The organism is Bordetella sp. 2513F2 (assembly GCF_054642735.1).
In genome coordinates this window covers 3,142,605-3,167,449 of the sequence record NZ_CM137755.1, presented here as the reverse complement: position 1 = coordinate 3,167,449, position 24,845 = coordinate 3,142,605, and the positions used below count along the sequence as shown (strand labels likewise).

At 69.4% G+C, this 24,845-nt stretch carries 21 protein-coding genes and 1 tRNA gene; 14 read left to right on the top strand and 8 right to left on the bottom strand.

Annotated elements, in window-relative coordinates; translation table 11 throughout:
- Positions 1–7: 7 nt before the first annotated feature.
- The 3 genes from ACYBYQ_RS14985 to ACYBYQ_RS14975 all read left to right on the top strand — a co-directional run bounded on the left by ACYBYQ_RS14985 (position 8) and on the right by ACYBYQ_RS14975 (position 3,154).
- Entirely contained in the window at positions 8–1,618 is a 1,611-nt protein-coding gene (locus ACYBYQ_RS14985; RefSeq protein WP_459615043.1) for a GMC family oxidoreductase, read from the top strand.
- Between the two features lie 26 nt (positions 1,619–1,644).
- Positions 1,645–2,064, top strand: coding sequence for a carboxymuconolactone decarboxylase family protein (locus ACYBYQ_RS14980; RefSeq protein ID WP_459615041.1), 420 nt, complete (start codon positions 1,645–1,647; stop codon positions 2,062–2,064).
- 91 nt (positions 2,065–2,155) lie between these two features.
- Entirely contained in the window at positions 2,156–3,154 is a 999-nt protein-coding gene (locus ACYBYQ_RS14975) for a Bug family tripartite tricarboxylate transporter substrate binding protein (protein WP_459615040.1), read from the top strand.
- Positions 3,155–3,183: 29 nt separating this feature from the next.
- Here the strand turns inward: ACYBYQ_RS14975 and ACYBYQ_RS14970 are convergent, their stop codons facing one another.
- On the bottom strand, positions 3,184–3,876 hold the full coding sequence (locus ACYBYQ_RS14970) for a class I SAM-dependent methyltransferase (protein ID WP_459615039.1): 693 nt from the start codon (positions 3,874–3,876) through the stop codon (positions 3,184–3,186).
- A 248-nt stretch (positions 3,877–4,124) separates the two neighbouring features.
- Between ACYBYQ_RS14970 and ACYBYQ_RS14965 the strand changes: the two genes are divergently transcribed.
- Positions 4,125–4,751, top strand: coding sequence for a HutD/Ves family protein (locus ACYBYQ_RS14965; protein ID WP_459615038.1), 627 nt, complete (start codon positions 4,125–4,127; stop codon positions 4,749–4,751).
- Here the strand turns inward: ACYBYQ_RS14965 and ACYBYQ_RS14960 are convergent.
- Positions 4,748–6,205 (bottom strand): phospholipase D-like domain-containing protein, encoded by a 1,458-nt coding sequence (locus tag ACYBYQ_RS14960; protein ID WP_459615037.1) that lies wholly within the window; start codon positions 6,203–6,205, stop codon positions 4,748–4,750. The genes ACYBYQ_RS14965 and ACYBYQ_RS14960 overlap by 4 nt on opposite strands.
- Positions 6,206–6,348: 143 nt before the next feature.
- The gene (locus ACYBYQ_RS14955; RefSeq protein WP_459615035.1) at positions 6,349–7,611 is read right to left on the bottom strand and encodes a DDE-type integrase/transposase/recombinase; all 1,263 of its coding nucleotides are present in this window, start codon (positions 7,609–7,611) and stop codon (positions 6,349–6,351) included.
- 149 nt (positions 7,612–7,760) lie between these two features.
- On the opposite strand from ACYBYQ_RS14955, the gene ACYBYQ_RS14950 reads away from it, so the two are divergent.
- The 5 genes from ACYBYQ_RS14950 to ACYBYQ_RS14930 all read left to right on the top strand — a co-directional run bounded on the left by ACYBYQ_RS14950 (position 7,761) and on the right by ACYBYQ_RS14930 (position 14,233).
- Positions 7,761–7,836 (top strand) — tRNA-His (locus tag ACYBYQ_RS14950).
- A 682-nt stretch (positions 7,837–8,518) separates the two neighbouring features.
- Complete coding sequence (gene glf / locus ACYBYQ_RS14945) at positions 8,519–10,879, top strand: UDP-galactopyranose mutase (protein ID WP_459615034.1); 2,361 nt, start codon at positions 8,519–8,521, stop codon at positions 10,877–10,879.
- 12 nt (positions 10,880–10,891) lie between these two features.
- Entirely contained in the window at positions 10,892–12,055 is a 1,164-nt protein-coding gene (locus ACYBYQ_RS14940) for a beta-glucosidase (protein ID WP_459615033.1), read from the top strand.
- A 3-nt stretch (positions 12,056–12,058) separates the two neighbouring features.
- Positions 12,059–13,891 (top strand): ABC transporter ATP-binding protein, encoded by a 1,833-nt coding sequence (locus ACYBYQ_RS14935; RefSeq protein WP_459615032.1) that lies wholly within the window; start codon positions 12,059–12,061, stop codon positions 13,889–13,891.
- Between the two features lie 63 nt (positions 13,892–13,954).
- Positions 13,955–14,233 carry a hypothetical protein gene (locus ACYBYQ_RS14930; RefSeq protein ID WP_459615030.1) on the top strand — a complete coding sequence of 93 codons (279 nt, stop codon included), beginning with the start codon at positions 13,955–13,957 and terminating at the stop codon, positions 14,231–14,233.
- A 10-nt stretch (positions 14,234–14,243) separates the two neighbouring features.
- Here the strand turns inward: ACYBYQ_RS14930 and ACYBYQ_RS14925 are convergent, their stop codons facing one another.
- From ACYBYQ_RS14925 to ypfJ, 3 genes are all read right to left on the bottom strand, one after another.
- Positions 14,244–15,008, bottom strand: a complete 765-nt coding sequence (locus ACYBYQ_RS14925) for a DUF1828 domain-containing protein (RefSeq protein ID WP_459615029.1) — start codon at positions 15,006–15,008, stop codon at positions 14,244–14,246.
- The gene (locus ACYBYQ_RS14920; RefSeq protein WP_459615028.1) at positions 15,005–15,541 is read right to left on the bottom strand and encodes a hypothetical protein; all 537 of its coding nucleotides are present in this window, start codon (positions 15,539–15,541) and stop codon (positions 15,005–15,007) included. The genes ACYBYQ_RS14925 and ACYBYQ_RS14920 overlap by 4 nt, the downstream gene beginning before the upstream one ends.
- Positions 15,542–15,636: 95 nt before the next feature.
- Positions 15,637–16,491 (bottom strand): KPN_02809 family neutral zinc metallopeptidase, encoded by an 855-nt coding sequence (gene ypfJ / locus ACYBYQ_RS14915; protein ID WP_459615026.1) that lies wholly within the window; start codon positions 16,489–16,491, stop codon positions 15,637–15,639.
- 51 nt (positions 16,492–16,542) lie between these two features.
- Between ypfJ and ACYBYQ_RS14910 the strand changes: the two genes are divergently transcribed.
- The 5 genes from ACYBYQ_RS14910 to ACYBYQ_RS14890 all read left to right on the top strand — a co-directional run bounded on the left by ACYBYQ_RS14910 (position 16,543) and on the right by ACYBYQ_RS14890 (position 20,479).
- A complete protein-coding gene (locus tag ACYBYQ_RS14910; protein ID WP_459615025.1) occupies positions 16,543–17,169 on the top strand; it encodes an L-threonylcarbamoyladenylate synthase in 627 nt (208 codons plus the stop codon).
- A 50-nt stretch (positions 17,170–17,219) separates the two neighbouring features.
- Complete coding sequence (locus tag ACYBYQ_RS14905) at positions 17,220–17,867, top strand: site-2 protease family protein (RefSeq protein ID WP_459615024.1); 648 nt, start codon at positions 17,220–17,222, stop codon at positions 17,865–17,867.
- Positions 17,868–17,954: 87 nt separating this feature from the next.
- A complete protein-coding gene (gene dapA / locus ACYBYQ_RS14900) occupies positions 17,955–18,860 on the top strand; it encodes a 4-hydroxy-tetrahydrodipicolinate synthase (RefSeq protein ID WP_459615023.1) in 906 nt (301 codons plus the stop codon).
- Positions 18,861–18,876: 16 nt separating this feature from the next.
- Positions 18,877–20,001 carry an NlpB/DapX family lipoprotein gene (bamC, locus tag ACYBYQ_RS14895; RefSeq protein WP_459615021.1) on the top strand — a complete coding sequence of 375 codons (1,125 nt, stop codon included), beginning with the start codon at positions 18,877–18,879 and terminating at the stop codon, positions 19,999–20,001.
- Between the two features lie 163 nt (positions 20,002–20,164).
- Positions 20,165–20,479 carry a hypothetical protein gene (locus ACYBYQ_RS14890; protein WP_459615020.1) on the top strand — a complete coding sequence of 105 codons (315 nt, stop codon included), beginning with the start codon at positions 20,165–20,167 and terminating at the stop codon, positions 20,477–20,479.
- Positions 20,480–20,711: 232 nt separating this feature from the next.
- On the opposite strand, the gene ACYBYQ_RS14885 is transcribed toward ACYBYQ_RS14890, so the two are convergent.
- Together ACYBYQ_RS14885 and mutS are read right to left on the bottom strand one after the other, a co-directional pair.
- Positions 20,712–21,902 (bottom strand): ribosomal protein uL16 3-hydroxylase, encoded by a 1,191-nt coding sequence (locus tag ACYBYQ_RS14885; protein ID WP_459615018.1) that lies wholly within the window; start codon positions 21,900–21,902, stop codon positions 20,712–20,714.
- Positions 21,899–24,502 (bottom strand): DNA mismatch repair protein MutS, encoded by a 2,604-nt coding sequence (mutS, locus tag ACYBYQ_RS14880; protein WP_459618798.1) that lies wholly within the window; start codon positions 24,500–24,502, stop codon positions 21,899–21,901. The genes ACYBYQ_RS14885 and mutS overlap by 4 nt, the downstream gene beginning before the upstream one ends.
- Positions 24,503–24,845 lie beyond the last annotated feature (343 nt).

Below are 24,845 nucleotides of genomic sequence, written 5' to 3'. Positions count from 1 at the left end.
AGCCAGCATGCCTTCGAGGCAAACGTACGACTACGTGATCGTGGGTGGCGGCACCGCCGGCTGCATCCTGGCCAACCGCCTGAGTGCGGACGGGCGCCATTCGGTGCTCATGCTGGAAGCGGGCGCCGAGGCCCGCAGTCCGTGGGTGTCCATTCCGGCCGGTTTCAGCAAGCTGCTGACCCACCCCGGACACAACTGGGGATTCCGCTCCGAACCGGAGGAGAGCACGTATGGGCGCAGCATCGCCATCCCGCGGGGCAAGGGCCTGGGCGGCTCCACGCTGATCAACGGCATGATCTACGTGCGCGGGCAGCCGGCCGACTATGACGCCTGGGCCGGCCTCGGCGCGGCAGGCTGGGCGTATGCCGACGTGGCGCCCTATTTCGAGCGTGTCGAGAATACCCGCGTCGGCGGAAGCGGCCGGGGGCGCAGCGGCCCCATGCACATCGAGGAAGTTGCCGAGCGCTTTCCCATCTCGGAAGCGTTCCTGGCCGCCGCCGCGCAGGATGGACACCGTCGCAACCCCGATTACAACGGACCGGAGCAGACCGGCTTCGGCTATTACCAGGTGTGCCAGCGCCACGGGCGCCGCTGGAGCGCCGTCGACGGCTATCTCGCGCCGGCCCGCCGGCGGGCCAACCTGCAGGTCCTGGCGCGGGCCCACGTGACGCAGATCGTGCTGGACGGGCGGCGCTGCACCGGCGTGCGCTATCGGCGCGACGACGGCAGCGAGCAGGAGGCGCATGCGCGGCGCGAGGTGATCCTCGCTGCCGGAGCGGTCCAGTCGCCTCACCTGCTCGAGCTTTCCGGCATCGGGCGGCCCGACGTGCTGCAGGGTGCCGGCCTGCCCGTGCGGCACGTCCTGCCGGGCGTGGGCGAGAACTATATCGACCATTACGCCACGCGCATGAACTGGCGGATCCAGGGCCTGGCCACGCTCAACGAGACCACGCGCGGGCTGCCGCTGGGCGCTGCGGTGCTGCGCTATTTCCTGCGGCGCAAGGGCATCCTCACCCTCGGCACGGGGCTGGTGTTCGGCTTCGTCAAGACGGATCCCTCGCTGCCCGCGCCGGACGTGCAGTACTTCTTCATGCATGCCAGCTATGCCGACGCCTCGGTGCGCAAGCTGGATACGCTGCCCGGCATGACCATCGGCGTGGCGCAGCTGCGTCCGCGCTCGGTGGGCAGCATACATGCCGCGAGCGCCGATCCCGCTGCGCCGCCGCGCATCCGGCCGAACCTGCTGTCGGATCCCGGCGACCAGGCATGCCTGGTGGCGGGCATGCGCATCGCCCGGCGCATCGTGCAGCAGCCGGCCATGGCGCGCTATGTGCAGGCCGAGCTCAACCCGGGCCCCGATGTGCAGTCCGATGCGCAGTGGCTCGAATTCGCGCGCCGCACGGGCCAGACCATCTACCACCCCATCGGCACCTGCCGGATGGGAGCCGACGCGGGCGCCGTGGTCGACCCCCGGCTGCGCGTGCATGGCCTGCAAGGCCTGCGCGTGGTCGACGCTTCCGTGATGCCGGCCATGGTGTCGGGCAATACGCAAGCCGCAGTAATGATGGTGGCAGAAAAGGCCTCGGACATCCTGCTCGAGGATGCCCGCCGGGGCTGAACGATCAAACCAAGGAGAGCAATGACATGGCAACTACTGAGAAATTCGATCCGGTCAAGCCCGAGACGGTGGAGCTGGGCCATCGCAACCGCCGCGCGACGCTGGGCGACGATTACGTCGACCGCTCGATCGCCCGCGCGCAGGAAGACGATTTCTTCGCTCCCCTGCAGGAGGCCGTCACGGGCCTGGCCTGGGGGGGAATATGGGGCCGGCCCGGCCTGGGCATGAAGGAGCGCAGCCTGGTGACCGTCAGCGTGCTGATCGCGACGGGCCGCAGGCATGAATTGGCCCTGCATATCAATGGCGCGCTGAACAACGGCTGGACGCGCGCCGAGCTGCAGGAAATCCTGCTGCACGCGGCCTGCTACTGCGGCATGCCCGCCGCAGTGGACGGATTCCGCATCGCCAAGGAAGTGCTGGACGAAAGAGCCAAGGCCGGCAAGTAGGCGGCGCCGGCGCCGTTCCACCAACACGGGTGCTTGTGCCTGCCGCAGGCGCGGATGCCTTGCGCCCGGAAGAAAACCGAGGAGACTCATCATGAAGCATTTCCTGAGCGCCGCCTGCCGCCTGGCAGGCGCATCCCTGGCGATCATCGCGGCGTGGGCCGGGCCCGCGCATGCAGAGAACTTTCCCTCCCGCCCGCTGACCCTGCTGGTGCCGTTCACGGCGGGCGGGGCCACCGACGTCCTGGCGCGCACCGTGGCCGAGGAACTGGCCAAGGACCTGAAGCAGCCGGTGATCGTCGAGAACGTGCCCGGCGCGGGCGGATCCGTGGGCCAGGGCCGCGCCGCGCGCGCGACACCCGACGGCTACACCATGCTGCTGGGCAATGTGGGCACGCTGGCCGCCAACGCTTCCCTGTATCTCAACCTGCCCTATGACGTGCTCCGGGACTTCACGCCGCTCGCCTCGGTGGGCGATGCTCCCCAGGTGCTATCGGTGCGGGCGGACTTCCCGGCGGACGACCTCGACGCCTTCGCCAAGTATGCGAAGTCCCATGGCGACAGCATGAATTCCGGGGCGGCAGGCCTGGGCTCGGGGTCCTTCCTGGGCGGGGTGCTGCTGGATGCCGCGCTCGGCATCAAGGTGGAGCCCATCCAGTATCGCGGCGCGGCCCAGGCCACGTCGGACGTGATGGCAGGCCATATCGACTACACCATCGAGAGCAGCAGCACCGCGGTCAGCTCCATTGCGTCCGGGAAAATCAAGGGTCTGGTGGTGATGCGCGGCGAGCGCGTGCCCGTGCTGCCCGACGTGCCCGCCGCCAGCGAGACGGCCTATCCCGACCTGCACTACGACATCTGGAACATGATGCTGGTGCCCAAGGGCGTGCCGCAGCCGGTGGTGCAGGCGCTGAACGCCGCCATCAACCGGGTGCTGGCCAGCCCCGCCATACAGGCGCGCTACGCCCAGATGGGCCTAGCGGTGCCCGCGAAGCCGCATCTGTCGCCCGAAGGCGCCGCCGAGCTGCTGCGCAAGGAAGTCGCCCGTTGGCGCGACCTGCTGGCCAAGGCCGGCGTCAAGCCGCAGGGCTGAGGCCGCAGCCCATGCCTGCGGCATGGGTCTCACCCCATCCACCGCCTGCGCCGCGTCAGCTTCCATACCTGCGCCGGCGGCACGTTGAGGTAGACGCGGTCGATGCGCCGGGCGCGCAGGCCCAGGCGCGCCAGCACGCGCGGCGGGATGGGGCAGCGCCAGCCGTAGGTGAAGAGGTAGCAGGCACCGTCGGGCTGCAGGTGCGAGAACGTGCCACGCAGGATGTAGACCTGCTGGCGCAGCGGCATGTTCAGCAGCGGCAGGCCGCATACGGCGGCGGCAGCCTGGCGGCCATCCAGCAGGGTGGCCTCGGCCAGTTTGGCGGCGTCGACCTGGCATACCTGCGCCATGGGGTAGCGTTCTTCGAGCCGGCGCGCGAAGGCCGGGTCCATCTCGATCAAGGCGAGGTCGTGTTCGGCCACGCCGCGTGCGCGCAGCGCGCGCGTGAACGCGCCGGTGCCGCTGCCGAGCTCGAGCACCGGCCCGCGAGCGGGGTCGATCTCGCGCGTGATGGCCGCCGCCAGCGCCGGGCTGGAGGGCAGCACGGCCCCGATGCTGCGCGGATTGGCGCGCCAGGCGCGGTAGAAGTTCAGGTGGTCCGACAACCACGCGTACGGGCGCTGCATCGTCGCGTCGCCGCGGGGGTCTTCGTGGATCTGCTGCCAGGCATTGCCGAAGCGCCCCAGCAGGGGCGCCACGTGCTGGCGGGTTCGGTAGAGCATCGAGTCTTCCTGAGCGAATGCGAAAATGCCGCCAGGGGCGGCATCCATGCAGAGCGTGACAGGCGTATTAAAGTTCCATCGCGCCACGCATGGCATAGAGCTTGCCATCGGCAAGCCGGCATGTCGTGCATGCAAACGCGACGGTGTGTAATTGCACGTGTCCAGGAAGGCACGCGGGCACGCGGATTGCCGGCGCTCGGCCCCCCGCCTATGATGCGGCCCTTTATTATCCTGCCCCACTCCCCGCCATGTCCGTTTCCTGCCCGACTTTGCGCTTCACCCTCGAGGGCCTGCCCGACACCCCATGGAAGAACGGCGGCGGCACCACCCGGGAAATCGCCCGCATGGTTTCCGGCGGCGAAGTCCTGTGGCGGATAAGCCTGGCCCGCATCGAAAGGCCGGGGCCGTTCTCGGCGTTTCCCGGGATCTGGCGCCAGCTGATGCTGCTGGAGGGGGAAGGGCTGGTGCTGGACGGGCCCGACCCGGGCGCGGCGGCGCGGCTGGCGCAGCCCTACCAGGTGCACGAGTTCGATGGCGCGGCGCGGCTCGACGGGCAGCCCCTGGGCGGCGCCTGCCGCGTGCTGAACCTCATGACGCGCCGGGATGCGGCGCTAGGTTCGGCCGTGCATGTAGTTTCCCGGCCGCAGCGGCTGGAAACGGCCGGGGCGCGTGCCTGCGTACTGATCGCCCACCGGGGCGGATGGACGCTCACGGCCCCGGGGCAGCAGGGCCTGCACGCCCTGGCCGAAGGGGAAGGCATGGCGTGGCTGGATGCCGGCGAGCTGCCTGCGCTGCAGGCAGGCGGCGCCCCGTCAGGCGCGCTGCTGGTGCTGACGCTGCGCGACGCCCGGCGATTTAGCGTTGACAGACTCTAGAGGTACGGCGAGGCCAGCCAGATCACCTTGTTGCGCAGGCGGCGCGCGAAGGACATGCTGCGCAGCGACTGCAGCGTGACGCGGCGCGAGTCGGCGATGCGCGCGTCGATGCGGTCGGCGATCCAGCGCGCCAGCTCGTGGTCGTATATTTCCGTGTCCAGCTCGAAGTTCAGCCGCAGGCTGCGCGGGTCGAGGTTGGACGAGCCCACATAGGACCACGCGTCGTCCACCGTCAGCAGCTTGGAGTGGTCGAAGGCGCCGCGCGCGCGCCACACGCGGCAGCCCGTGCGCACGATCTGGTCGAGCTGTGCCGTCATGGCATAGTCCACCAGGCGCAGGTTGTTCCGGCCCGGGATGACCACGTCCACCACCACGCCGCGCCGGGCGGCCGTGGCCAGCGCCCCGATCAGCGTCTGGTCGGGCAGGAAGTAGGGCGACTGGATGCGCACGTGGCGCTGCGCCACGGCCAGTGCGCCGAGCAATATGTTGTGCGTGCTGCCCAGGGACCGGTCCGGGCCCGAAGGCACGCAGCGCATGGGCACCGTGCCGGCGCCGCGGGCGAGTTCCGGCGGGAACCAGATGTCACCTTCCAGCGTCTCGCGCGTGGTGAAGTTCCAGTCGTGCGCGAAGACCGACATCAGCTGGCCCACCACCGGGCCGCGCAGGGCGAAGTGCGTGTCGTGGGCCATGCGCTCGCCCGCCAGCGCGCGGACGAAGCCGGCGCGCACGTTCATGCCGCCGGTAAAGCCCTGCAGGCCGTCCACCACCAGCACCTTGCGGTGGCTGCGCAGGTTGGCGTAGGGCATGCGCAGCACGCCCAGGGGATTGGTCATGAAGCGCGCGGTGGGCACGCCGGCCCGGCGCAGCCGGCCCACGATGGGCGGACGCGAATACCTGCTGCCCACGGCATCGATGAGGAAGCGCACCTGCACCCCGCGCGCATGCGCGTCGATCAGCGCCTGCGCCATGTCGCGGCCGATGGCGTCGTTGTCGAAGATGTAGGTCTGCATCGCGATGCTGTGGCGCGCCGAGCGTATGGCCTCCAGCATGGCGGGGTAGGCCTCGTCGCCGCCCGCCAGGGGCCGCACCGCGTTGCCGCCCATGAGGCGGAAGCGGCTGACCTTGTCGCCCAGCAGCCGCAGCGAGGCGAACTGCGGCGCGCTGTACGGCACCACGTCGATCACATGCGCGTCGAGGTGGCCGGTGTAGGCCAGCATGGTCTCGTCGCGCTGCTGCGAAACGCGGGTGTGCCGGGTGCGGTTGATCCCTGCCACTACATAGAACAGCGCGCCGAACAGCGGCGAGAACAGCGTGACGGCAACCCAGCCTATGGCCGCCCGCACGTCGGCCTTGGTCATGGCGGCATGCACCGCGGCGCCGGTTCCGGCCACCACGCTGAGGCCGAAGACCACATGCGGCCAGTACGCATTCACGAGTTCTTCGAATCGGTCCATGGGCAATGCGCAAGGGAATCGCTGACACCCCGCCGCGATGCCGGCGGGAGCCGCAAGAATAGCAAGGACCCGTTCGTTTCGGGGGCGGCCCACAGTCGTTTCCAATTCGGAGATGAGTCTGAACGGAGGCCGCCGAGAGGGTTTTAAGCGGCCAGTTCAGCCCGACGTCGGATAATGGAATCGAACAACGCCGAACGGTGTTTTTGTAGCTGCTCGGCGGCCTGATTATCGCTCATGACGCGGGCCTGCCAGAGGAGGTCTTGCTCGGAGATGCCGTCTTTGAGGTTACGCAGTTCGGGGGCCAGGCTGAGGAGTTTTTCCAAGGGCGTCTTGACCAGTTTGGCGGGGTAGTCGATCTTGATCTTTCCTCGGTTATCGCTTCGTTGCCTGCCGAACAGGCAGGGCCTGTGGAAGTTCAGGTACGGGTTGAGGTGTTGCTGGCAGAAGGCGTTGACGGCCTGGGCGTGCTTTTGCGGGATGTGGGCGTAGCCGAAGGTTTTGCGTACGACGCTGCCATTCTTGGACTCGACCAGGGCGTTGTCATTGCTGTGTCGGGGCCGGGACTTGGTGAACTCGACATTGAGCTTGTGCAGTAGCTCGGCGACGCGGTGATTGATGTATTCGCTGCCGTTGTCGGCGTGCACCCCGAGGATCTGGAAGGGGAAGCCGGCGAGCAGTTCTTCGAGCACGGGCAGTAAAAAGGCCTCGGAGATGCGCTGGCAGCAGGCCAGGACCTGCCACTGGGTGACGCAGTCCACGGCGTTGATGTAGTAGACCCCCTTGGCGCCGTCGACCTCGCCTTGGTGCACGCTGTCGATGCGGATGAAGCCCGCCCGGCCTTCGGGGCGCGGTGGCTGTCGCAGTCCAATGGAGACCGCCTTGCTGGGGCGAGTGCCGTCCCAGTGGCCACGGGCGTTGCGGTAGGCGCGGCTCTTGCGCAGGTTGTACAGGTGTGACACCGAGAGCGTGGCCAGGCACCGGTAGTGGGCATCTCCATAGACCAGCCAGGCGCGGCGCAACAGGTGGCAGGTTGCCGCCCCGCTGAGCGTGTCGTGCACGGCATCGGTGTACGCCAGCAGCCGGGCATCGTCCTCGGTGTAGCGGCGCCGAAACCCCTGCGCGGGCGACTTGCGCTGACCCAGCGGGGCGTGCGACACAAACCGGCCCACCAGCCGGGTGAGGTGCTGGCGCGAGTAGCCGCTGGTGTGCAATAGATAACGCAACACCACGCCCTTGTGGCGTCGAGACAACTTGGCGTATCTGAAGCGCTGGAGCACGTCCTGGACGTGGGCGTGGCGTTCGGCCTCGCTGCCCGAAGCCTGCGGCGCCAGGCCGGCAGTACCGGCGACAAACGCCTCCAGGCTCTCTAGGCTGGTGAGCCGATCATCTTGCAGGGTCAACATCATCTCCTGATGATCGACGTCCTGCTCAACCCCGCTCCAGACTCATCTCATGTTGGAATCAGACCCCCCGCTCCAGACTCATGTCATATTGGACAAGGCTCCCACTGGCGCCGCCCGAAATTTTCATGCTAGAATTCGACCTCTTTGCAGCGGTGGCTGTAGCTCAGTTGGTAGAGTCCCGGATTGTGATTCCGGTTGTCGTGGGTTCGAGTCCCATCAGCCACCCCAAAAGAATTCAATGAATCAGGCACTTAGGCGAAAGCCCGGTGCCTTTTTTCGTTTCTGCCGGCGCAGTTTCGAAGCGCTCGCCGTATCGTTCTCATTGGCTGCGTTGGTGCTTCATTGGCTGCTTCGTCTGCGGGCTGTCCACGCAACAGTCCCCGGGCGTGGATGCAACCACGCGGCACGCAAGTCTCCCCGGCCCCGCACCGCCGCGCATCCCCGCGCATTCCGGCCTCGCGAGGCCACCCGGGCATGGGCCGTCCCGCTCGCTTCGGGCCAGCACGCCGGCCCGGGCCATCGCGCCCGTATCCGATATGGCGGATGAAGTATCTACATCCGGCGCCTCGTTTTTCCGCTCATGCCGGCGTGCATCGGCCTCCAGGGCCGCACGGATGCTGGGCGGCACGGCAATTGCGGTAGGGGCTGCCGCGGCGTAGGGCCGCTTGTGCAAGGAGCGTCCCATGCGTGGCGCAGTGATGACAGGCGGTCCAGGCCACATTGCCTCGATGCGGCGCCATGCCGCCGCGTCATGTGCAAGCCTGCCTGCGGCGCCGCCCGGCGGTACGGGCGCACCCGACCGCCGATGCCATAGCTCCCCGACCATCCCCGCACATCGCCCGCAGGCCGGCGCGCCGCCGGCTGTCCGCCCGGTTCCCTGTTTCTACATCGCAACGGCTGGAGACGCCAAATGACCCCCAATGAGCTGCAGCCCCGCGCCAAGGGCGCCGGCTGGCTGGATCGCGAATGCCCGCCCATCCTGTGCTTTTCGCATTTGCGCTGGAACTTCGTGTACCAGCGGCCGCAGCACCTGATGGCGCGCTGGGCGCGCCATCATGAGGTCTATTACGTGGAGGAGCCCGTGTGGGCCACGGATGGCGACCGGCTGGAGCTGCGCCGCTCGCCGGAAGGAATCAATGTGGTGACGCCGCACGTCGCGCCCGAGGGCGCGGAGGCTCGCCAGCGCGCACTGCTGGACGCCCTGTTGCGGGAGCACGGCGTGCACCTGCCGGTGCTGTGGTACTACACGCCCATGAGCCTGGCGTATTCCCGGCATCTGCAGGCGGCGCTGGTGGTGTACGACTGCATGGACGAACTCTCCGCCTTCCGGGGAGCGCCGCCGGAGCTGCTGGAGCGCGAGCGCGAACTGCTGGCGCGGGCCGATGTGGTGTTCACCGGCGGATACAGCCTGTACGAAGCCAAGCGGAAGCTGCACCCCAACGTACACGCGGCGCCCAGCAGCGTCGACGTGGCGCATTTCAAGGCGGCGCGCACGCTGGCCGCAACGGCGCCCGACCAGGCCTGCATTCCGGGCCCCCGCCTGGGCTTTTTCGGCGTGCTGGACGAGCGCTTCGATACCGCGTTGGTGCAGGAGGCGGCCCGCCTCAGGCCGCAATGGCAGTTCGTGTTCATCGGCCCGGTGGTCAAGATCGACCCGGCCACCCTCCCGCAGGCGACCAACATCCATTACCTGGGTGCGCGCAGCTATCAGGAGCTGCCGGCCTACCTTGCCGGCTGGCAGGTGGCGCTCATGCCTTTTGCGTTGAACGAGTCCACCCGGTACATCAGCCCGACCAAGACGCCGGAGTACCTGGCGGGAGGGCGTCCGGTGGTGTCCACGCCCATCGTGGACGTCGAACGCACCTACGGGGCCTCTGGCGTGGTGCGCATAGCCGGCGACGCTGCGGCCTTCGTCGCCGCCGCCGAGGCCAGCCTGCAGGACATGGCCGAGCCCGGGCTGGTGTCGCGCCAGGCCGACAGGGCGCTTCAGGGCATGTCGTGGGACGACACCTGGCAGGGCATGTACGAGGCGGTGGGAAGCGCGCGCGATGGCCGCCGTGGCCGAGGGCAGCGCGTCGCGGGCGGCGAGGACGTCCCGCTGGCGGCCGCGCGCGCCGGCGGCGACCGCAACCCGGTCTACGACTTCCTGATCGTCGGGGCGGGCTTTGCCGGCTCGGTGCTGGCCGAACGGCTGGCGGCGGGCAGCGGCAAGCGGGTGCTGCTGATCGACAAGCGTCCGCACATCGGGGGCAATGCCTACGATTACGAAAACGAGCATGGCTTGCTGGTGCACCGCTACGGGCCGCATATTTTCCACACCAATTCCAGCAAGGTAGTGGACTATCTGTCGGGCTTCACCCGGTGGCGCCCCTATGAGCACCGCGTGCTCGCGCACGTGGACGGCAGGCTCGTGCCCATGCCCATCAATCTTACGACCCTGGCGCGCCTGTATGGCCGCCCCTTCACGCCCGCCGAGGCCGAGGCGTTCCTGCAGGCGCGGGCGCAGCGCCTGGACGTGGTCCGCACGTCGGAAGACATCGTCGTGTCGAAGGTGGGGCGCGAGCTGTACGAGAAGTTCTTCCGCGGCTACACCCGCAAGCAGTGGGGACTGGACCCGTCGGAGCTGGACAGCTCGGTGGCCGCGCGCGTGCCGGCCCGGCTGTCGCACGACGACCGGTACTTCACCGACACCTTCCAGCAGATGCCGGAGCAGGGCTATACCCGCATGTTCGCGCGCATGCTCGACCATCCCAACATTGCGCTGGCCCTGGGCATGAGCTTCGAGCAGGCGCGGCGCCAGTTCCGCTACGACGCGCTGGTCTATACCGGCCCCGTCGACGAATACTTCGGCTATTGCTATGGCCGCCTGCCGTACCGGTCGCTGGAATTCAGGCACGAGACGCTGGATCGCGAGTGGCTGCAGGAAGTGGCCGTGGTGAACTATCCGGCGCCCTCCGTGCCCTACACGCGCATCACCGAATACAAGCACCTGACCGGCCAGCAGCACCCGCGCACGGCGGTCACGTATGAATACCCCAGCGCCACGGGCGATCCCTACTATCCCATCCCGCGGCCGGAGAATGCCGAGCTGTACCGGCGCTACCAGGAACTGGCCGACAGCACGCCCGGCGTGCACTTCGTGGGCCGCCTGGCGACGTACCGGTACTACAACATGGACCAGGTCGTGGCGCAGGCGCTGGCCAAGTATGCCGCCATGACCGGCCAGCACCACGAAGCCCGGCCGCAGGGCGGAGCGGCCCTGGCAGCCTGAGGCGAACCGCATATGCGAAACCCTTTCCTGAGCTTCATGCAGGCCGGGTTCGAATGTTCATGCCACCGCTTCCCGGATGGGCGGCGGCTGGACCTGATCGCCTCGACCGGCCATGACCGCTGGGCGGGCCATGACTACGCGGCTGCCGCGAGGCACGGCATGCGAACCGTGCGCGACGGCGTGCGCTGGCACCTGGTGGGCCAGGCACCCCGCAGCTACGACTGGTCCAGCCTGCGCGCGCAGGTCGATGCGGCGAATGCGCAGGGGGTACAGGTGATCTGGGACCTGTGCCATTACGGCTGGCCGGACTGGCTGGACATCTGGTCGGCGCGTTTCCCCGAAGCGTTCGCCCGCTATGCCGCTGCCGCGGCGCGTCTGCTGAGCAACGAGTCGGCGCTGCCTCCCGTGTATTGCCCGGTGAACGAGATATCGTACTGGGCCTGGGCGGGGGGCGACATGGCGCATTTCGGGCCTTGCGCCACCGGGCGGGGCCCGGAACTGAAGCGGCAGCTGGTGCGCGCCGCCATCCAGGCCACCGATGCGATCCTGGACGCCGACCCCGGAGCGCGGCTGATGGCGGCGGATCCGCTCATCGCCGTCCATCCCGGCGATGCCGGCAGCGACGAGGAAGCGCGCCGGGCCGATGCCGCCCAGTTCGAGGCCTGGGACATGCTCAGCGGGCGGCGGGAACCGGAATTGGGCGGCGACCCGCGATACCTCGATATCGTGGGGCTGAACTACTACCCGCACAACCAATGGCGGATGGGCGGCCCGACCGTGCTGCGGGATGATCCGGGATATCGGCCGTTGCGCGGGCTGCTGGCAGATGTCGCGCAGCGCTACGGCAGGCCCCTGCTCATCGCCGAGACGGGCGCCGAGGGCGAGGCGCGCGCGCCCTGGCTGCGCTATGTCGCCGACGAGGTCGCCTGCGCGCTGCAGGCCGGGGCGCCGCTGATGGGCATCTGCCTTTATCCGGTAACGGACTATCCCGGCTGGGAGGACGACCGTCCCTGTCCCACGGGCCTGTTCGGCGTGCCGTCGGCCGACGGCACGCGTCCGGTGCACGCCGCCTACGCGGACGAAGTGCAGCGGCAGGTCCGCCGCTTTGCCGCGCTGGGCGCGGGGGTGCCGGACCTCGGGCCGGCGCCGGCCAATGTGGCCGCGGGCGGGGAATGATGCATGGCTGCCCGTGAGCTTCCACAGCGTCCGGCGGCTTTCCTGTGGCGCTACGCCAGGGCCCGGCCCTGGGCATTCTCGAGCCTGCTGCTGATCGTGGTGGTGGCCGGGTCGTGCTCCGTGGCGGTGCAGTACGCCATGAAGCTGATCGTCGATGCGATGGCGCAAGGCTCGCGTGCCGATGCGGCGGTATGGACGCCGCTGGGCCTGTTCCTGGGCCTGATCGCCGTCGAGTCGGTGCTGTGGCGGCTGGGCGGCTGGCAAGGCTGCCGCAGCATTGTCGGGGCGTGCGCGGACATGCGCGTGGACCTGTTCGAGCATCTCAGCCATCATGCGCCGGGCTACTTCCGCCAGCACCATTCGGGCGCGCTGGGAAACCGCATATCGTCCACGGCCGGCGCGGCCGGCGCGATCTACGGGGCATTGACCTGGAGCATCGTGCCGCCTTGCGTCGACTTCATCGGCGCCGTCGTCGTGCTCACCGTGGTGGACTGGCGCATGGCGGCAGCCCTGCTGGTCTTCGTGGCCATCGTGGGCTCGGTCATTGTCGTGTTCGGGGCCCGCGGCCGGGGCCTGCACCGGCAGTACGGCGAACAGGCGGCCCGCGTGGGGGGCGAACTGGTCGACGCCATCTCCAACATATGGGCGGTGCAGGCGTTTTCCGCGCAGCAACGCGAACGCGCCCGCCTGGCGCGCGAACTGGGCGCGGAAGCGCAGGCGCAGCGACGCAGCTGGATGTATGTGGAAAAGGCCCGGGTCATCCATGACATCTTCCTGTGGCTCATGGCCGGCGCCATGCTGGTCTGGGCGCTGCTGGCCTGGCAGGCGGGCCAGGCCAGCGCGGGGGATGTGGTGGTCGTCAGCGCGTTGACGTTCCGCATTCTGCACGGCTCGCGCGACCTGGCGCTGGCCCTGGTGGGCACCGCGCAGCAATTCGGCGTGATCGCCGAAATGCTGGCCGTGGTGGCCCGGCCGCACGCCGCGCCCGACAGCCCCCATTCCCGCCCGCTGGTGTGCCGCGAGGGCAGGCTGGAACTGAGGCAGGTGCGGTACGTGTACCCGGACGGCAATGCGGCCATCCAGGGCATCGACCTGGTGATAGCGCCGGGCCAGAAAGTGGGGCTGGTCGGCGCCTCGGGCGCGGGGAAGTCGACCCTGCTGTCCTTGCTGCAGCGCGCCGACGCGCCCAGCAGCGGCGCCATCCTCATCGACGGCCAGGACATCCGGGACGTGACCGCCGACAGCCTGCGCGCCGCCATTGCCGTCGTGCCTCAGGACATCAGCCTGTTCCGCCGGTCGATCATGGAGAACATCCGCTACAGCCGTCCGGAGGCCAGCGACGCCGAGGTCTACGCCGCCGCCCGCCAGGCCCACTGCGACACGTTCATCCGGCGGCTGCCGCATGGCTATGCCACGCAGGTCGGCGAGCGCGGCGCCATGCTGTCGGGAGGCCAGCGGCAGCGCATCGGCATTGCGCGGGCATTCCTGAAGAATGCGCCGATCCTGTTGCTGGACGAAGCCACCTCTGCGCTGGATAGCCGCTCGGAACTGCTGGTGAAGCAAGCCCTGATCGAGCTGATGCGCAACCGCACCGTGGTGGCCGCTGCGCACCGGCTGTCATCCCTGACCCGCTACGACCGCATCGTGGTCATCGAGGCCGGCAGGATCGTCGAAGACGGACGCCTGGAGGAACTGCTGCAGGCCGATGGGCTGTTCCGCAAGCTGTGGGACATCCAGGCGAACCAGGCCGGGCAGGGTTCCCCCCGGATAGCCACGGCCGCTCCGCTTGCCGGCGGCACGCCGGGTTGCCAGCGCGGCACGCACGCCACACAATAAATGAATTTATTTCGTACGCGGGCGGATGGCTCGCGTTATGCTGGCGGGCAGTGAGGGCTCTGCGTGCACCAGAACAATTTCGTCTACAAAGGCTATCGCCTGACGGCCAAGGTCGTCCGGGCTGCCGTCTCCGAGGGCGCTTCGGCACCCAGCGGGCCGGTGTTCGCCGCCACCGTCTGGGTGGCGCCGGTCAATGGCGTGCAGGATCCCGGCCATGAATATCCCGTGCCGTACTTTGCCGACGGCGGGGTGGTCTACAGCCCCCGCGAGGCCGTGCACGCGGCAGTGAGCCACGGCCGCGAGATCGTCGACAGCCTGACCGGCACGCCGCCGCAGGGCTGACCCGGCGGTTTCAGTCGGCGAACAGCTCGGCCCAGTCCCGCGTCCTGGCCAGCGGCCGCACCACGGCCGACTGTTCCAGGATGGCCACCGCTTTCTGGAACTCCTCGGCCGGGGCGCCATCCTCCAGGATCACCAGGCGGCCGTTGCGGGCATCGGCCATCTTCACGTCGGACATCTTGCCGTGCGTCTGGTACACCTGGGTCCAGTCGATCTTCCTGCCTGCCTTGAGGGCGATGGGCTCGACGTAGGTCAGCGAGGTGGAGCGCGCGGCCCGCACGGCAAAGGCGAAATCGGCGGTGTGGCCGCTGCTGCCATGGGCCTTGGCGCCCTTGACCATCCGGTTGGCGCCCACGGCATCGGCCAGCGTGCGGCCCACCTGGCTGCGAAAGCGCAGGCGGTTGAACTTGGGCATCCATTTGGCGCACTGGAACGACAGCGCCATGGCCAGCTTCATGGCGTCCCAGAGCGCTTCCTGCAGCTGGTCGCCGGGGCCCTGCGCCACGATTTCGCCGCTCTTGTCGAAGCGGGCGAAGTTGACGCCGGGCGTCTGGTTGAGGATTTCGAGCCGCTTGGGCGGCAGGTCGATGCCGTAGGTGGCCGCATGCATGGCCGTCTCGCCGGCGTCGGTGAGATAGAAACTGTGGTCGTCGGGGCGGGCGATGAAGAAGGCGGCATGCTGGCCGTCCAGGCCCAGGGTCATGGGCGAGATCGCGCGCACGGCGCGCTCGCCGGCGGGCAGGACGGTCCAGCCCGCGGCTTCCAGGAATTGAGTCATAGCATCAGCTCGATCTGCCGGCCCTTCAGGGGATGGGCGAATCCACCGGCCAGCGTGAGGTTGGCGCGCGGCAGGAAATAATCCATCAGCGCGCCGATGTCGTGCAGGGCGGGCACCACCGGCTCGGCATAGCCTTCGCCTTCGTCGACCCAGACGTGCGCATGCGTGCGGTCGGCCAGCACCTTGCGATGCTGCGGGCGGCCCGCACCCACCAGGCTGGTGTGGAAGGTGTCGCCGGTGTCGACGCCGAAGACGCGATGCGGGCCCACGAAGAGGCTGGCGCCGAAGGTCTCGGCCAGCATGATGGCCGCCTGGCCCTGGACCGCCGTGCGGGCGCTGCGGTAGGTGGCCCGGAAGATCACGTCCTCGCGCACTTCGCCCTTGACGCGGCAGGCCGATGAAAACTCCACCCACTGGGCGCTGCCGGCGGCCGGCCGCGGTTTCCACTGGATGGGGGTCACGGTTTCCTTGGGATCGGCAAGGATTTCCTGCACTTCGTCGGGGGTGATGAGCGGTTCGACGTGATTGGCCATGGGCCCTCGGTTAGGCTTTGTAGGAACGGCGCGCGCGGTGCGGCGCGTTGCGAGGGGGCGTAATCTTACAGGAAGTCGCTGCGCCGCTGTGCGGCCTACAGCGACCCGGTGGCGAAGGTGTTGCACTGCTCGAGGCTGCCCCCTTCGTATCCGCGACGGAACCAGCGCACGCGCTGCGCCGACGAGCCGTGGGTGAACGCGTCGGGCACCACGTAGCCCTGGCTCTTGCGCTGCAGGGTGTCGTCGCCGATGGCGGTGGCCGCGTTCAGGCCTTCTTCGATGTCGCCGTCTTCCAGGATGTTGCGCGCCTGGTCGGCATGCCGCGCCCACAGGCCGGCGTAGCAGTCGGCCTGCAGTTCCATGCGCACCGAGAGGCTGTTGGCCTGGGCCGGATCGCGCCGCCGCAGCTTGTCCACCTGTTCGGCGGTGCCCACCAGGTGCTGGACGTGGTGTCCGACCTCGTGCGCGATCACGTAGGCCTGCGCGAAGTCGCCCGGCGCATCGAGCTGCCGGGACATCTCGTCGAAGAAGGAGAGGTCGATGTAGACCTTGCTGTCGGCGGGGCAATAGAAAGGGCCCATGGCCGACTGGCCGGTGCCGCATGCGGTGGGGGTGGCGCCGCGGAACAGCACCAGGGTGGGCGGCACGTAGGAGCGGCCCAGCTGCTGGAAGACGGCGCCCCAGACGTCCTCGGTTTCGCCGAGCACGCGGGCGACGAACTGCGCCTGCGGATCGTTGGCCGCAGGCGCGCCGGCGGGAACCTGCTGTTCCTGCGGCGCGGGCCCCTCGGCCATCTGCAGCACCACGGACGGGTCCACGCCGAAATACATGGCGACCAGGGCCAGCACGATGGTGCCCAGGCCGATTCCGCCGCCGGCGCGGCCCAGCCGGGGCCCCGAGCGGCGGCGGTCTTCGATATTGCGGCTTTCCCGCGAGTCGTCCAAGCGCATGATTGTTTCTCCGGCGGGGCGGATGCCCCATGGCAGTGTTAGGATAATCGCATGGCACTGCTCATTTCCATCCATCCCGACAACCCGCAGCCGCGCCTGCTCAAGCAGACTGCCCAGTGGTTGCGCGATGGCGGCCTGGTGGCCGTGCCCACCGATTCGAGCTATGCGGTGGCGGCGCGCCTGGACGACAAGGCCGCCGCCGATGGCCTGCGGCGCCTGCGGGGCCTCGACGAACGCCACCATCTCACCCTGCTGTGCCGCGACCTTGCCGAGATCGGGCACTTCGCCCGGGTCGACAACCGGCAGTACCGGCTGCTCAAGGCCGCCACGCCGGGGCCCTGGACATTCATACTCGAGGCCACGCGGGAAGTGCCCCGGCGCGTGTCGCACCCTTCGCGCAAGACCATAGGCATACGCATACCCGACCACAAGGTGGTGCTGGCGCTGCTCGAAGAGTTCGGAGCGCCGCTGCTGTCCACCACCCTGATTCCGCGCGGCGAGGAAGATGCGCTGAACGACGCGGAAGAAATATCCGGACGCTATGCTCACGAACTGGCCGCCGTGCTCGACGCCGGCGCCTGCCCGCATTCGCCCACCTCGGTGCTGGATCTCACCGGCGAGGCGCCCGTGGTGGTGCGCCGCGGCCGCGGCGATCCCGCCGTGCTGGGGCTGGCATGAGGAGGCGCCCTGCGCCGCGCCAGCCCGTTCCTCTCACCTAGTCCAAGGCCATGAACGACATCATCCAGACCATCGCGGTCTATGCCCTGCCCGTGATCTTCGCCATCACGCTGCACGAAGCCGCACATGGCTACGTGGCGCGCATGTTCGGGGATCACACGGCCCACCAGGCCGGGCGCATCAGCCTCAATCCCATGCGCCACATCGACCCGGTCGGGACCTTGCTGGTGCCGGCGGCGATCCTGCTGGTTTCCAAGCTGATGGGCGGCGCCGGGCTGCTGTTCGGCTGGGCCAAGCCGGTGCCGGTGGACTTCGCGCGGCTGCGCCGGCCCAAGAAGGACATGCTGTGGGTGGCGCTGGCCGGCCCCGCGGCCAACCTGGTCATGGCGGTGCTGTGGGCGTTCTCGCTGCGCCTGTACTTTTCCGCCGGCGTGCAGGAGGGCTTCTGGTTCGAGATGGCGCTGGCCGGGGTCAACGTCAACCTGGTGCTGATGGCGCTGAACCTGCTGCCGGTGCCGCCGCTGGACGGCGGCCGCATCGTCTTCAGCCTGCTGCCCCACCGCGCGGCCTACCAGTACGCCCGCATAGAGCCCTACGGGCTGGTCATCGTGCTGGTGCTGCTGTTCACCGGGGTGCTGTGGGTGCTGCTCAATCCCATACTGGCGCTGGGCCGCCTGGTGGTGGGGGCCTTTTTATAGAGTGCCGGCCAATATCCGGTAAACTCAGCGGTTTGATCGATTCAAGCTCGGGGAAGCCACGTCTTCCCCGTACGCGGAGCCTCACTCATGGCCTCTAATGCTCGCGCCGCAGACCCGGTCTTCCAGGGAAGCATGGTGGCGCTCGTCACGCCCATGCAACCCGACGGCAGCCTCGACTACGACGCCTATCGCGCGCTGATCGACTGGCACGTCGCCGAGGGCACCGACGCCCTGGTGGTGGTCGGCACGACCGGCGAATCGCCCACCGTTTCCATGGAAGAACACGCGGAACTGATCCGCGTGGCCGTCGAGCACGCGGCCGGCCGGATCCCCGTGATCGCCGGCGTCGGCGCCAACTCCACCGACGAAGCCATCCACCTGGCGCGCCACGCGCGGGCCGTGGGGGCCACGGCTGGCCTGTCGGTGGTTCCGTACTACAACAAGCCGTCCCAGGAAGGCCTCTATCGCCATTTCCGGGCGGTGGCCGAGGCGGTCGACCTCCCCACGCTGCTCTACAACGTGCCCGGCCGCACGGTGGCCGACATGTCCAACGAAACCGTGCTGCGCCTGGCCGAAGTGCCCGGCATCATCGGCATCAAGGATGCCACCGGCGACATCGGGCGCGGCGTGCTGCTGATGCGCGAGGCGCCGCAGGGCTTCCAGGTGTTCAGCGGCGACGATCCCACGGCCGCGGCCCTGATGCTGCTGGGCGCGCGCGGCAATATTTCCGTCACCGCCAACGTGGCGCCCCGGCTGATGCACGACTTGTGCGTTGCCGCAACGGCTGGCGACCTGCCGCGGGTCCGTGAACTCAATACCCGTCTCGCCCGTCTCAACAAGGCCTTGTTCGTCGAGGCCAATCCCATCCCGGTCAAGTGGGCGCTGGCGCAAATGGGCCGCACCGCGCTGGGCTACCGGCTACCCCTGGTGGAGCTGGGCCAGGCGCATCACGACACGGTGCGCCAGGCTCTCCAGGAAGTGGGCCTGATCTAATTACGTGAGGACGTGTATGAACAAACGTCATGCCGGTTTGTCGGCAGTGATCGCTTTGACGCTGTTGTCTGGTTGCAGCCAGGTCAATGACTTCCTGGGCAACGAGGATTCCATCGACTACAAGAGCACGCGCCGCGGCGAGCCCCTGAGCATCCCGCCGGACCTGACCCAGGCGGCGTCCGACCCGCGCTACCGCGCGCCGGCTTCGGGCACCACCACCTACTCTGAGTTCCAGCAGCAGGGGCAGGCGCAGCAGGCCGCGGCGGCAACGGCGCGCGGCAGCAACGTGCTGCCGCAGCGCGACGACATGCGGGTCGAGCGCGATGGCGACCTGCGCTGGCTGGTGGTCGAGCGCCCCCCCGAAGAGGTCTTTCCCAAGATCGTCGACTTCTGGACCGACACCGGCTTCACCGTGGCGGTCAACACGCCGCAGGCGGGCCTGATCGAGACCGCCTGGGCCGAGAACCGCGCCAAGATTCCCGAGAGCTGGCTGCGTCAGCTGCTGGGCACGGTGATCGACCAGGCCTGGGACAGCGGCGAGCGCGAGAAATTCCGCACGCGGGTGGAACGGGTGGGCAACCACACCGAGGTCTACATCAGCCACCAGCAGATGATCGAGAAGCGCTACGGCGAGGACGAGGGCCAGGTCGAATGGCAGCACGGCCGGGAAGATCCCGGCCTGAACGCTGCGATGCTGGCGCGCCTCATGGTCTACCTGGGCACCGACACCGATCGCGCCCGCCAGCTGGTGGCCCAGGCCGAAGCCAATCCGCAATCGCCGGTGGCGCAGCAGAGCGTGCGCGCCGAAGGCGCCATGCTGGTCATCGACGAGTCCTTCGACCGCGCCTGGCGTCGCGTCGGGGTGGCCCTGGATTCCGGCGGCTTCGCGGTGGACGATCGCGACCGCAGCGCCGGCGACTACTACGTGCGCTACGTGGACACCGACACCGGCGCCAAGCGGGACCAGCCTGGCTTCTTCGGTCGGCTCTTCGGCAGCAAGCCCGCCTCGGCGCCGCAGTACCGCGTGCACGTGGCCGAGAGCGCCGGGCAGAGCCAGGTCACGGTGCTCGATGCCAACGGGGTGCGCGACAACAGCACCACCGCCCAGCGCCTGCTCGGCGTCCTGAAGGACAAGATGTAAGGCGCACCGCGCCGCCCGGCAGGCGGCGCGCACGCAGAAAGGCCGGCCCCTGGGGCCGGCCTTTCTGCTTTCTGTTTTGCGGACCGGGACTTCCCGGCCCCGGAAAAAGCGAAGCCCCCTCGGGAGGCCGCGGCTGCGGCGCTGCCCGGGAGGGCTTTCGGGGATGCTGGAACCGCCCTGCGGGGGCGGCTGCCGGTTTTACGAGGACGGGGTCGTCGCGCCGCCGCCAGGGGTGGTGGAACCGCCACCCGGAGTGGTGCCGGGAGCAGTATCCGACGGCGTGCTGGGGCTCGAGGGCGCCGGGGTGGTGGGCGCGGGCGAGCTGGGAGCGGCAGGCGCCGGTTCGGTCGTCGACGGCGTGGTGCTGTCGGCGGGGGCTTCCGCTTCTTCGCTCTTGTTGCACGCGGTCAGGGCGACGGCAAGCATGGAGGCGAGAATCAGCGATTTGCTCATCATGGCGAGACTCCTCTTTGACTGATGAATGTATGGACCCCTCTTCCTACTAGGGGAAACCATGAGTCAGGCTACAGGAATCCGTCAGATGCTGGCGTGTGGAAGTTAAAGCGGTCGCATCCCAGGCGCAACAAACTTTGCCCAACCGTGTTTTCGATGTCGGGTTGTGACAAGGCGCACAGAGTTGCTAGCGTTCTGTGCGATCTCGACACATGCAGGTGTCGGGATGGTACGGCGCGGCCCCGCGCCGTACCGCCTCAGTTGCGATAATGCAACCAGCCTGCCAGCAGCCAGTCGGCCAGGCAAGCCCGGGCTTGTCCTGATAGGCGCCGGCAGCGCGGGTCGGCGCAATCCAGGCTGCGCTCGTCGGCCAGCGCACGCAAGGCTGTGCCGGCAGGAACGGGAGCGGCTTCGCCGTTGATGAACAAGGCCCGGTCGCGATACAGCATGCGGGTGCGGCGATCCAGCACCAGCCGGCCCTGTGCGGGCCATTCGTCTTCCAGGTCCAGGTCCGACTCGGCGCTGAATACGCTCAGCGCATTGGGCTCGGTCAGCCAGCAGCCCAGGAAGCGTGCCGCGAGGCTGGCGTCGAAGCGTACCTCGCGCAGCGTATCCAGGGTGGCCTGCACGAGGCTCTCCGGCAGGGCGGCAGGCCGGTCCACCGCCGGCTGGCCCGGATCGCGGTACAGGCCTGCGGGCCGCGGGCCCGGCAGCGGCGGTTCGCCGTAGGGGCCCGACGGCTGGCCGAGCCGCGCCAGCGCCTGGTCCGACGCGGCCTCGAGCAGCCCGCGCAGCAGGGCCGCGCGGCTCGGGGAGCGGAATCCCACGGAGATCGTCATGCAGTCGTCGTCCAGGGCCACGCCATCGTGCGCGGCCTGCGGAGGCAGGTACAGCATGTCGCCCGGCTCCAGCACGTGCTCTTCCTCGGGTTCGAAGCGCTGCAGGATCTTCAGCGGCAGGTCCGGTTGCAGGCTCAGGTCGCGCTGGCGGCCATAGCGCCACCGGCGCCGGCCGCAGGCCTGCAGGAGAAAGACGTCGTAGCTGTCGAAATGGGCGCCCACGCCGCCGCCGCGCGAGGCAACGCTGATCATGATGTCGTCCAGGCGCGCGTCGGGTACGAAGCGGAAACGCTGCATCAGCTCGGCGGCGGCGTCGTCGTGCAGGTCCACGCTCTGCACCAGCACCGTCCAGTCGGGCTCGCCGGCACGCGGCAGGCGGGAGAAGGGGCCGGTTTCCATCTGCCATTGCCCGTGTTCGCGCCAGATCAGGCGCGACTCCACGTCGTCGCGGCGCGCCAGGCGCTTGAGCGCCGCCACGGACAGGGGCGGGCGCAGGCCCGGGATGGCCTGGCGGACCAGCAGCGGCTTGCGCTGCCAGTGCCGGCGCATGAACGCCGCCGGTGTGAGGCCGCCCAACAGCGGCGTGGGGAGATCGGGAGCGGGGATCATGCCAGCAGGGCCTTGAGTCGGTAGAGGGCATCCAGCGCTTCGCGCGGGGCCAGGCTGTCGGGGTCGATGGCGACGAGTTCGTCGCGCAGGGCGGCCAGGGCTTCGTCGGCGGCGCCGCGTTCGGCGGCCTGCTGGGCCTGCGCCTCGGCGTCGATGGCGGCGGCGAACAGGCCCAGCTGCGGGGTGGGCGCGCCCTGCGCTTCGAGGCGCTCGAGCTCGCGGGTGGCCTGGCGGATCACCGCGGGCGGCACGCCGGCGCGCTGGGCGACCTGGATGCCGTAGCTGCGGCTGGCGGGGCCGTCACGCACTTCGTGCAGGAATACGATGCCGCCGGCCGACTCGGCGGCGGCCAGGTGCACGTTGGCCGCCGTGGGCTGCTCCGCCGGCAGCCGGGTGAGCTCGAAGTAGTGCGTGGCGAACAGCGTGAGCGCCCGGTTGTGGGTCAGCAGCCGGCAGGCGATGGCCCACGCCAGGGCCAGTCCGTCGTAGGTGGAAGTGCCGCGGCCGATCTCGTCCATCAGCACCAGGCTGTGGGGCGTGCTGGCCGCCAGGATGGCGGCGGCCTCCGTCATCTCCATCATGAAGGTGGAGCGTCCGCCGGCCAGGTCGTCGGCGGCGCCGATGCGGGTGAAGATGCGGTCCAGCGTGCCGATCCGTGCACGCGCTGCCGGCACGAAGCTGCCGACGCGCGCGAGCAGGGCGATGAGCGCCGTCTGGCGCATGTAGGTGGATTTGCCGCCCATGTTGGGGCCGGTGATCAGCAGCATGCGCCGCATCGCGTCGAGGCGGCAGCCGTTGGGCGTGAAACGTTCGATGGCGCGTTCCACCACCGGATGGCGCCCGGCCTCGATGTCGATCTCCGGCGCTTCGCTGAGTTCGGGCGCCGTCCAGTCGTGGCGGCGGGCATGGTCGGCCAGCGCGGCCAGCGTGTCCAGTTCCGCCAGCGCGGCGGCGCAGTTCGACAGCGGGCGCACATGCCCGCCCAGCGCGTCCAGCACTTGCTCGTACAGCCACTTCTCGCGCGCCAGCGAGCGGTCCTGTGCGGAGAGCACGCGATCTTCCCACGACTTGAGCTCGGGCGTGATGTAGCGTTCGGCATTCTTCAGGGTCTGCCGGCGCCGGTAGTCGTCGGGCACCTTGCCGGCCTGGCCCTTGGTGACTTCGATGTAGAACCCGTGCACCCGGTTGAATTCCACGCGCAGGTTGGCGATGCCGGTGCGTTCGCGTTCGCGCGCCTCGAGCTGCACGAGGAAGTCGCCGCCATCGGCAGCCAGGGCCCGCAGTTCGTCGAGCTCGGCATCGTAGCCGGGGGCGATGACGCCGCCGTCGCGTATCGCAATCGCGGGCTCTTCGGCGATGGCGCGTGCCAGCAGCGCCCCGATCTCCGGATCGGGCCGCATGAGCGCGGCCAGCTCCGCCAGGCGGGCGCTGCCGCCCGCCATGCCGGAAAGCAGCGCCTGCAGCGCGGGCAGTTCGGCCAGGGCATCGCGCAGGCTGGCCAGCTCGCGCGGGCGCACCGAGCGCAGCGCCAGGCGCGCGGCGATGCGCTCGATATCCGGCAGGCGGGACAGGGCCTGGCGCAGGTCGTCCAGCATGTCCGTGGGGGCGAAGGCCGAGGCCGACGGCGCCTGGGCCCCGAGCAGCGTGGCAATGGCCTGCTGGCGTGCCTGGGCCGGCGCGTTGTCGCGCAGCGGATGGTGCAGCCAGCGGCGCAGCAGGCGGCTGCCCATGGGCGTGCCGCAGCCGTCCAGCAGCGAGAACAGGGTGGGCGCGTCTTCGCCAGACAGCGTCTGGGTGAGTTCCAGGTTGCGGCGCGTCACGGGGTCCAGCAGCACGTATTGGCCGGGGCGCTCGGCGGTGAGTTGCTGCACGTGTGCCAGGGTCTGCGACTGCGTGCGGGCGGCGTAGCGCAGCAGCGCGCCCGCAGCGCACACGGCGGCCGGCATGTCTTCCACGTCGAAGCCCGCCAGGGTGTCGGTCTTGAAGTGGGCCAGCAGCTGGCCGCGCGCGCCGTCGCCCTCGAAGTGCCAGTCCGGCACGCCGGCGCGCGCGCCGTCGAACGACGGCGGCAGCGCCGCGCCTTCGGCGTGCACGAGCTCGGCCGGCGCGATGCGGTGCAGCTCGGATTCGAGCTGGGCCGGCGCGCACTCGGTGAGGCGGAACTCGCCGCTGGCGAGGTTGAGCCAGGCGAGGCCGATGCGGGGCTCGCGCGCCTTGCCGCCGATGTGCACGGCGGCCAGCGCGCGGTCCGCCTTGGCGGGCAGCAGCGCGTCGTCGGTCAGGGTGCCGGGCGTGACGATGCGCACGATGCGGCGTTCCACCGGCCCCTTGGCGGCGGCCGGATCGCCGGTCTGTTCGCAGATGGCCACCGATTCCCCCTGGGCCACCAGCCGGGCCAGGTACTGCTCCATCGCATGCACCGGCACGCCCGCCATGGGGATGGGCGTGCCATTGGAGGCGCCGCGCTTGGTCAGCGTGAGGTTCAGCAGCCGCGCGGCCCGCTCGGCATCTTCATAGAACATCTCGTAGAAGTCGCCCATGCGGTAGAAAAGCAGCAGCGGCCCGGCCTCCGCCTTGAGGCGCAGATACTGCTGCATCATGGGCGTGTGGCCGGCAAGGCCGCCTGCCGGGGCGGCGCGGCCTTCCGCGCCGGCCTGCTGATCGTTCTCGCTGTTCTTGGACATAGGGGACTTGCTCATCGACACTTCCGGACCTGACAAAACACGGGTTTATACCTGCGCGCGGACGAGGGCGGGCGCGGGCCTGCGAGGCAGCCGGCACGGACCGGCGGGTCGGGCGCCGGCGCATCGCGGGCGCGGCAGACCAGGGCGCATCGCCATCGGGGCAGAGGCGAGCACCTTAACATTGAAGGCGGTCCGGGGTCCTGATGGCGCGTGGAAGAGCAGGGGGACGGGTGCGGATCGGCAGCGGCCAACGGGCCGC

What these genes read in the sequence shown, in the direction of transcription:
- ACYBYQ_RS14935 (WP_459615032.1), top strand. Translation starts at nt 12,059, where the DNA reads ATGGCTGCCCGTGAGCTTCCACAGCGTCCGGCGGCTTTCCTGTGGCGC.
- ACYBYQ_RS14985 (WP_459615043.1), top strand. Translation starts at nt 8, where the DNA reads ATGCCTTCGAGGCAAACGTACGACTACGTGATCGTGGGTGGCGGCACC.
- ACYBYQ_RS14920 (WP_459615028.1), bottom strand. Translation starts at nt 15,541, where the DNA reads ATGGCCAATCACGTCGAACCGCTCATCACCCCCGACGAAGTGCAGGAA.
- ACYBYQ_RS14965 (WP_459615038.1), top strand. Translation starts at nt 4,125, where the DNA reads ATGTCCGTTTCCTGCCCGACTTTGCGCTTCACCCTCGAGGGCCTGCCC.
- ACYBYQ_RS14970 (WP_459615039.1), bottom strand. Translation starts at nt 3,876, where the DNA reads ATGCTCTACCGAACCCGCCAGCACGTGGCGCCCCTGCTGGGGCGCTTC.
- ACYBYQ_RS14890 (WP_459615020.1), top strand. Translation starts at nt 20,165, where the DNA reads ATGCTGGAACCGCCCTGCGGGGGCGGCTGCCGGTTTTACGAGGACGGG.
- ACYBYQ_RS14975 (WP_459615040.1), top strand. Translation starts at nt 2,156, where the DNA reads ATGAAGCATTTCCTGAGCGCCGCCTGCCGCCTGGCAGGCGCATCCCTG.
- ACYBYQ_RS14940 (WP_459615033.1), top strand. Translation starts at nt 10,892, where the DNA reads ATGCGAAACCCTTTCCTGAGCTTCATGCAGGCCGGGTTCGAATGTTCA.
- ypfJ (WP_459615026.1), bottom strand. Translation starts at nt 16,491, where the DNA reads ATGCGCTTGGACGACTCGCGGGAAAGCCGCAATATCGAAGACCGCCGC.
- ACYBYQ_RS14955 (WP_459615035.1), bottom strand. Translation starts at nt 7,611, where the DNA reads ATGATGTTGACCCTGCAAGATGATCGGCTCACCAGCCTAGAGAGCCTG.
- mutS (WP_459618798.1), bottom strand. Translation starts at nt 24,502, where the DNA reads ATGATGCAGCAGTATCTGCGCCTCAAGGCGGAGGCCGGGCCGCTGCTG.
- ACYBYQ_RS14980 (WP_459615041.1), top strand. Translation starts at nt 1,645, where the DNA reads ATGGCAACTACTGAGAAATTCGATCCGGTCAAGCCCGAGACGGTGGAG.
- bamC (WP_459615021.1), top strand. Translation starts at nt 18,877, where the DNA reads ATGAACAAACGTCATGCCGGTTTGTCGGCAGTGATCGCTTTGACGCTG.
- ACYBYQ_RS14925 (WP_459615029.1), bottom strand. Translation starts at nt 15,008, where the DNA reads ATGACTCAATTCCTGGAAGCCGCGGGCTGGACCGTCCTGCCCGCCGGC.
- ACYBYQ_RS14960 (WP_459615037.1), bottom strand. Translation starts at nt 6,205, where the DNA reads ATGGACCGATTCGAAGAACTCGTGAATGCGTACTGGCCGCATGTGGTC.
- ACYBYQ_RS14910 (WP_459615025.1), top strand. Translation starts at nt 16,543, where the DNA reads ATGGCACTGCTCATTTCCATCCATCCCGACAACCCGCAGCCGCGCCTG.
- ACYBYQ_RS14905 (WP_459615024.1), top strand. Translation starts at nt 17,220, where the DNA reads ATGAACGACATCATCCAGACCATCGCGGTCTATGCCCTGCCCGTGATC.
- ACYBYQ_RS14885 (WP_459615018.1), bottom strand. Translation starts at nt 21,902, where the DNA reads ATGATCCCCGCTCCCGATCTCCCCACGCCGCTGTTGGGCGGCCTCACA.
- glf (WP_459615034.1), top strand. Translation starts at nt 8,519, where the DNA reads ATGACCCCCAATGAGCTGCAGCCCCGCGCCAAGGGCGCCGGCTGGCTG.
- dapA (WP_459615023.1), top strand. Translation starts at nt 17,955, where the DNA reads ATGGCCTCTAATGCTCGCGCCGCAGACCCGGTCTTCCAGGGAAGCATG.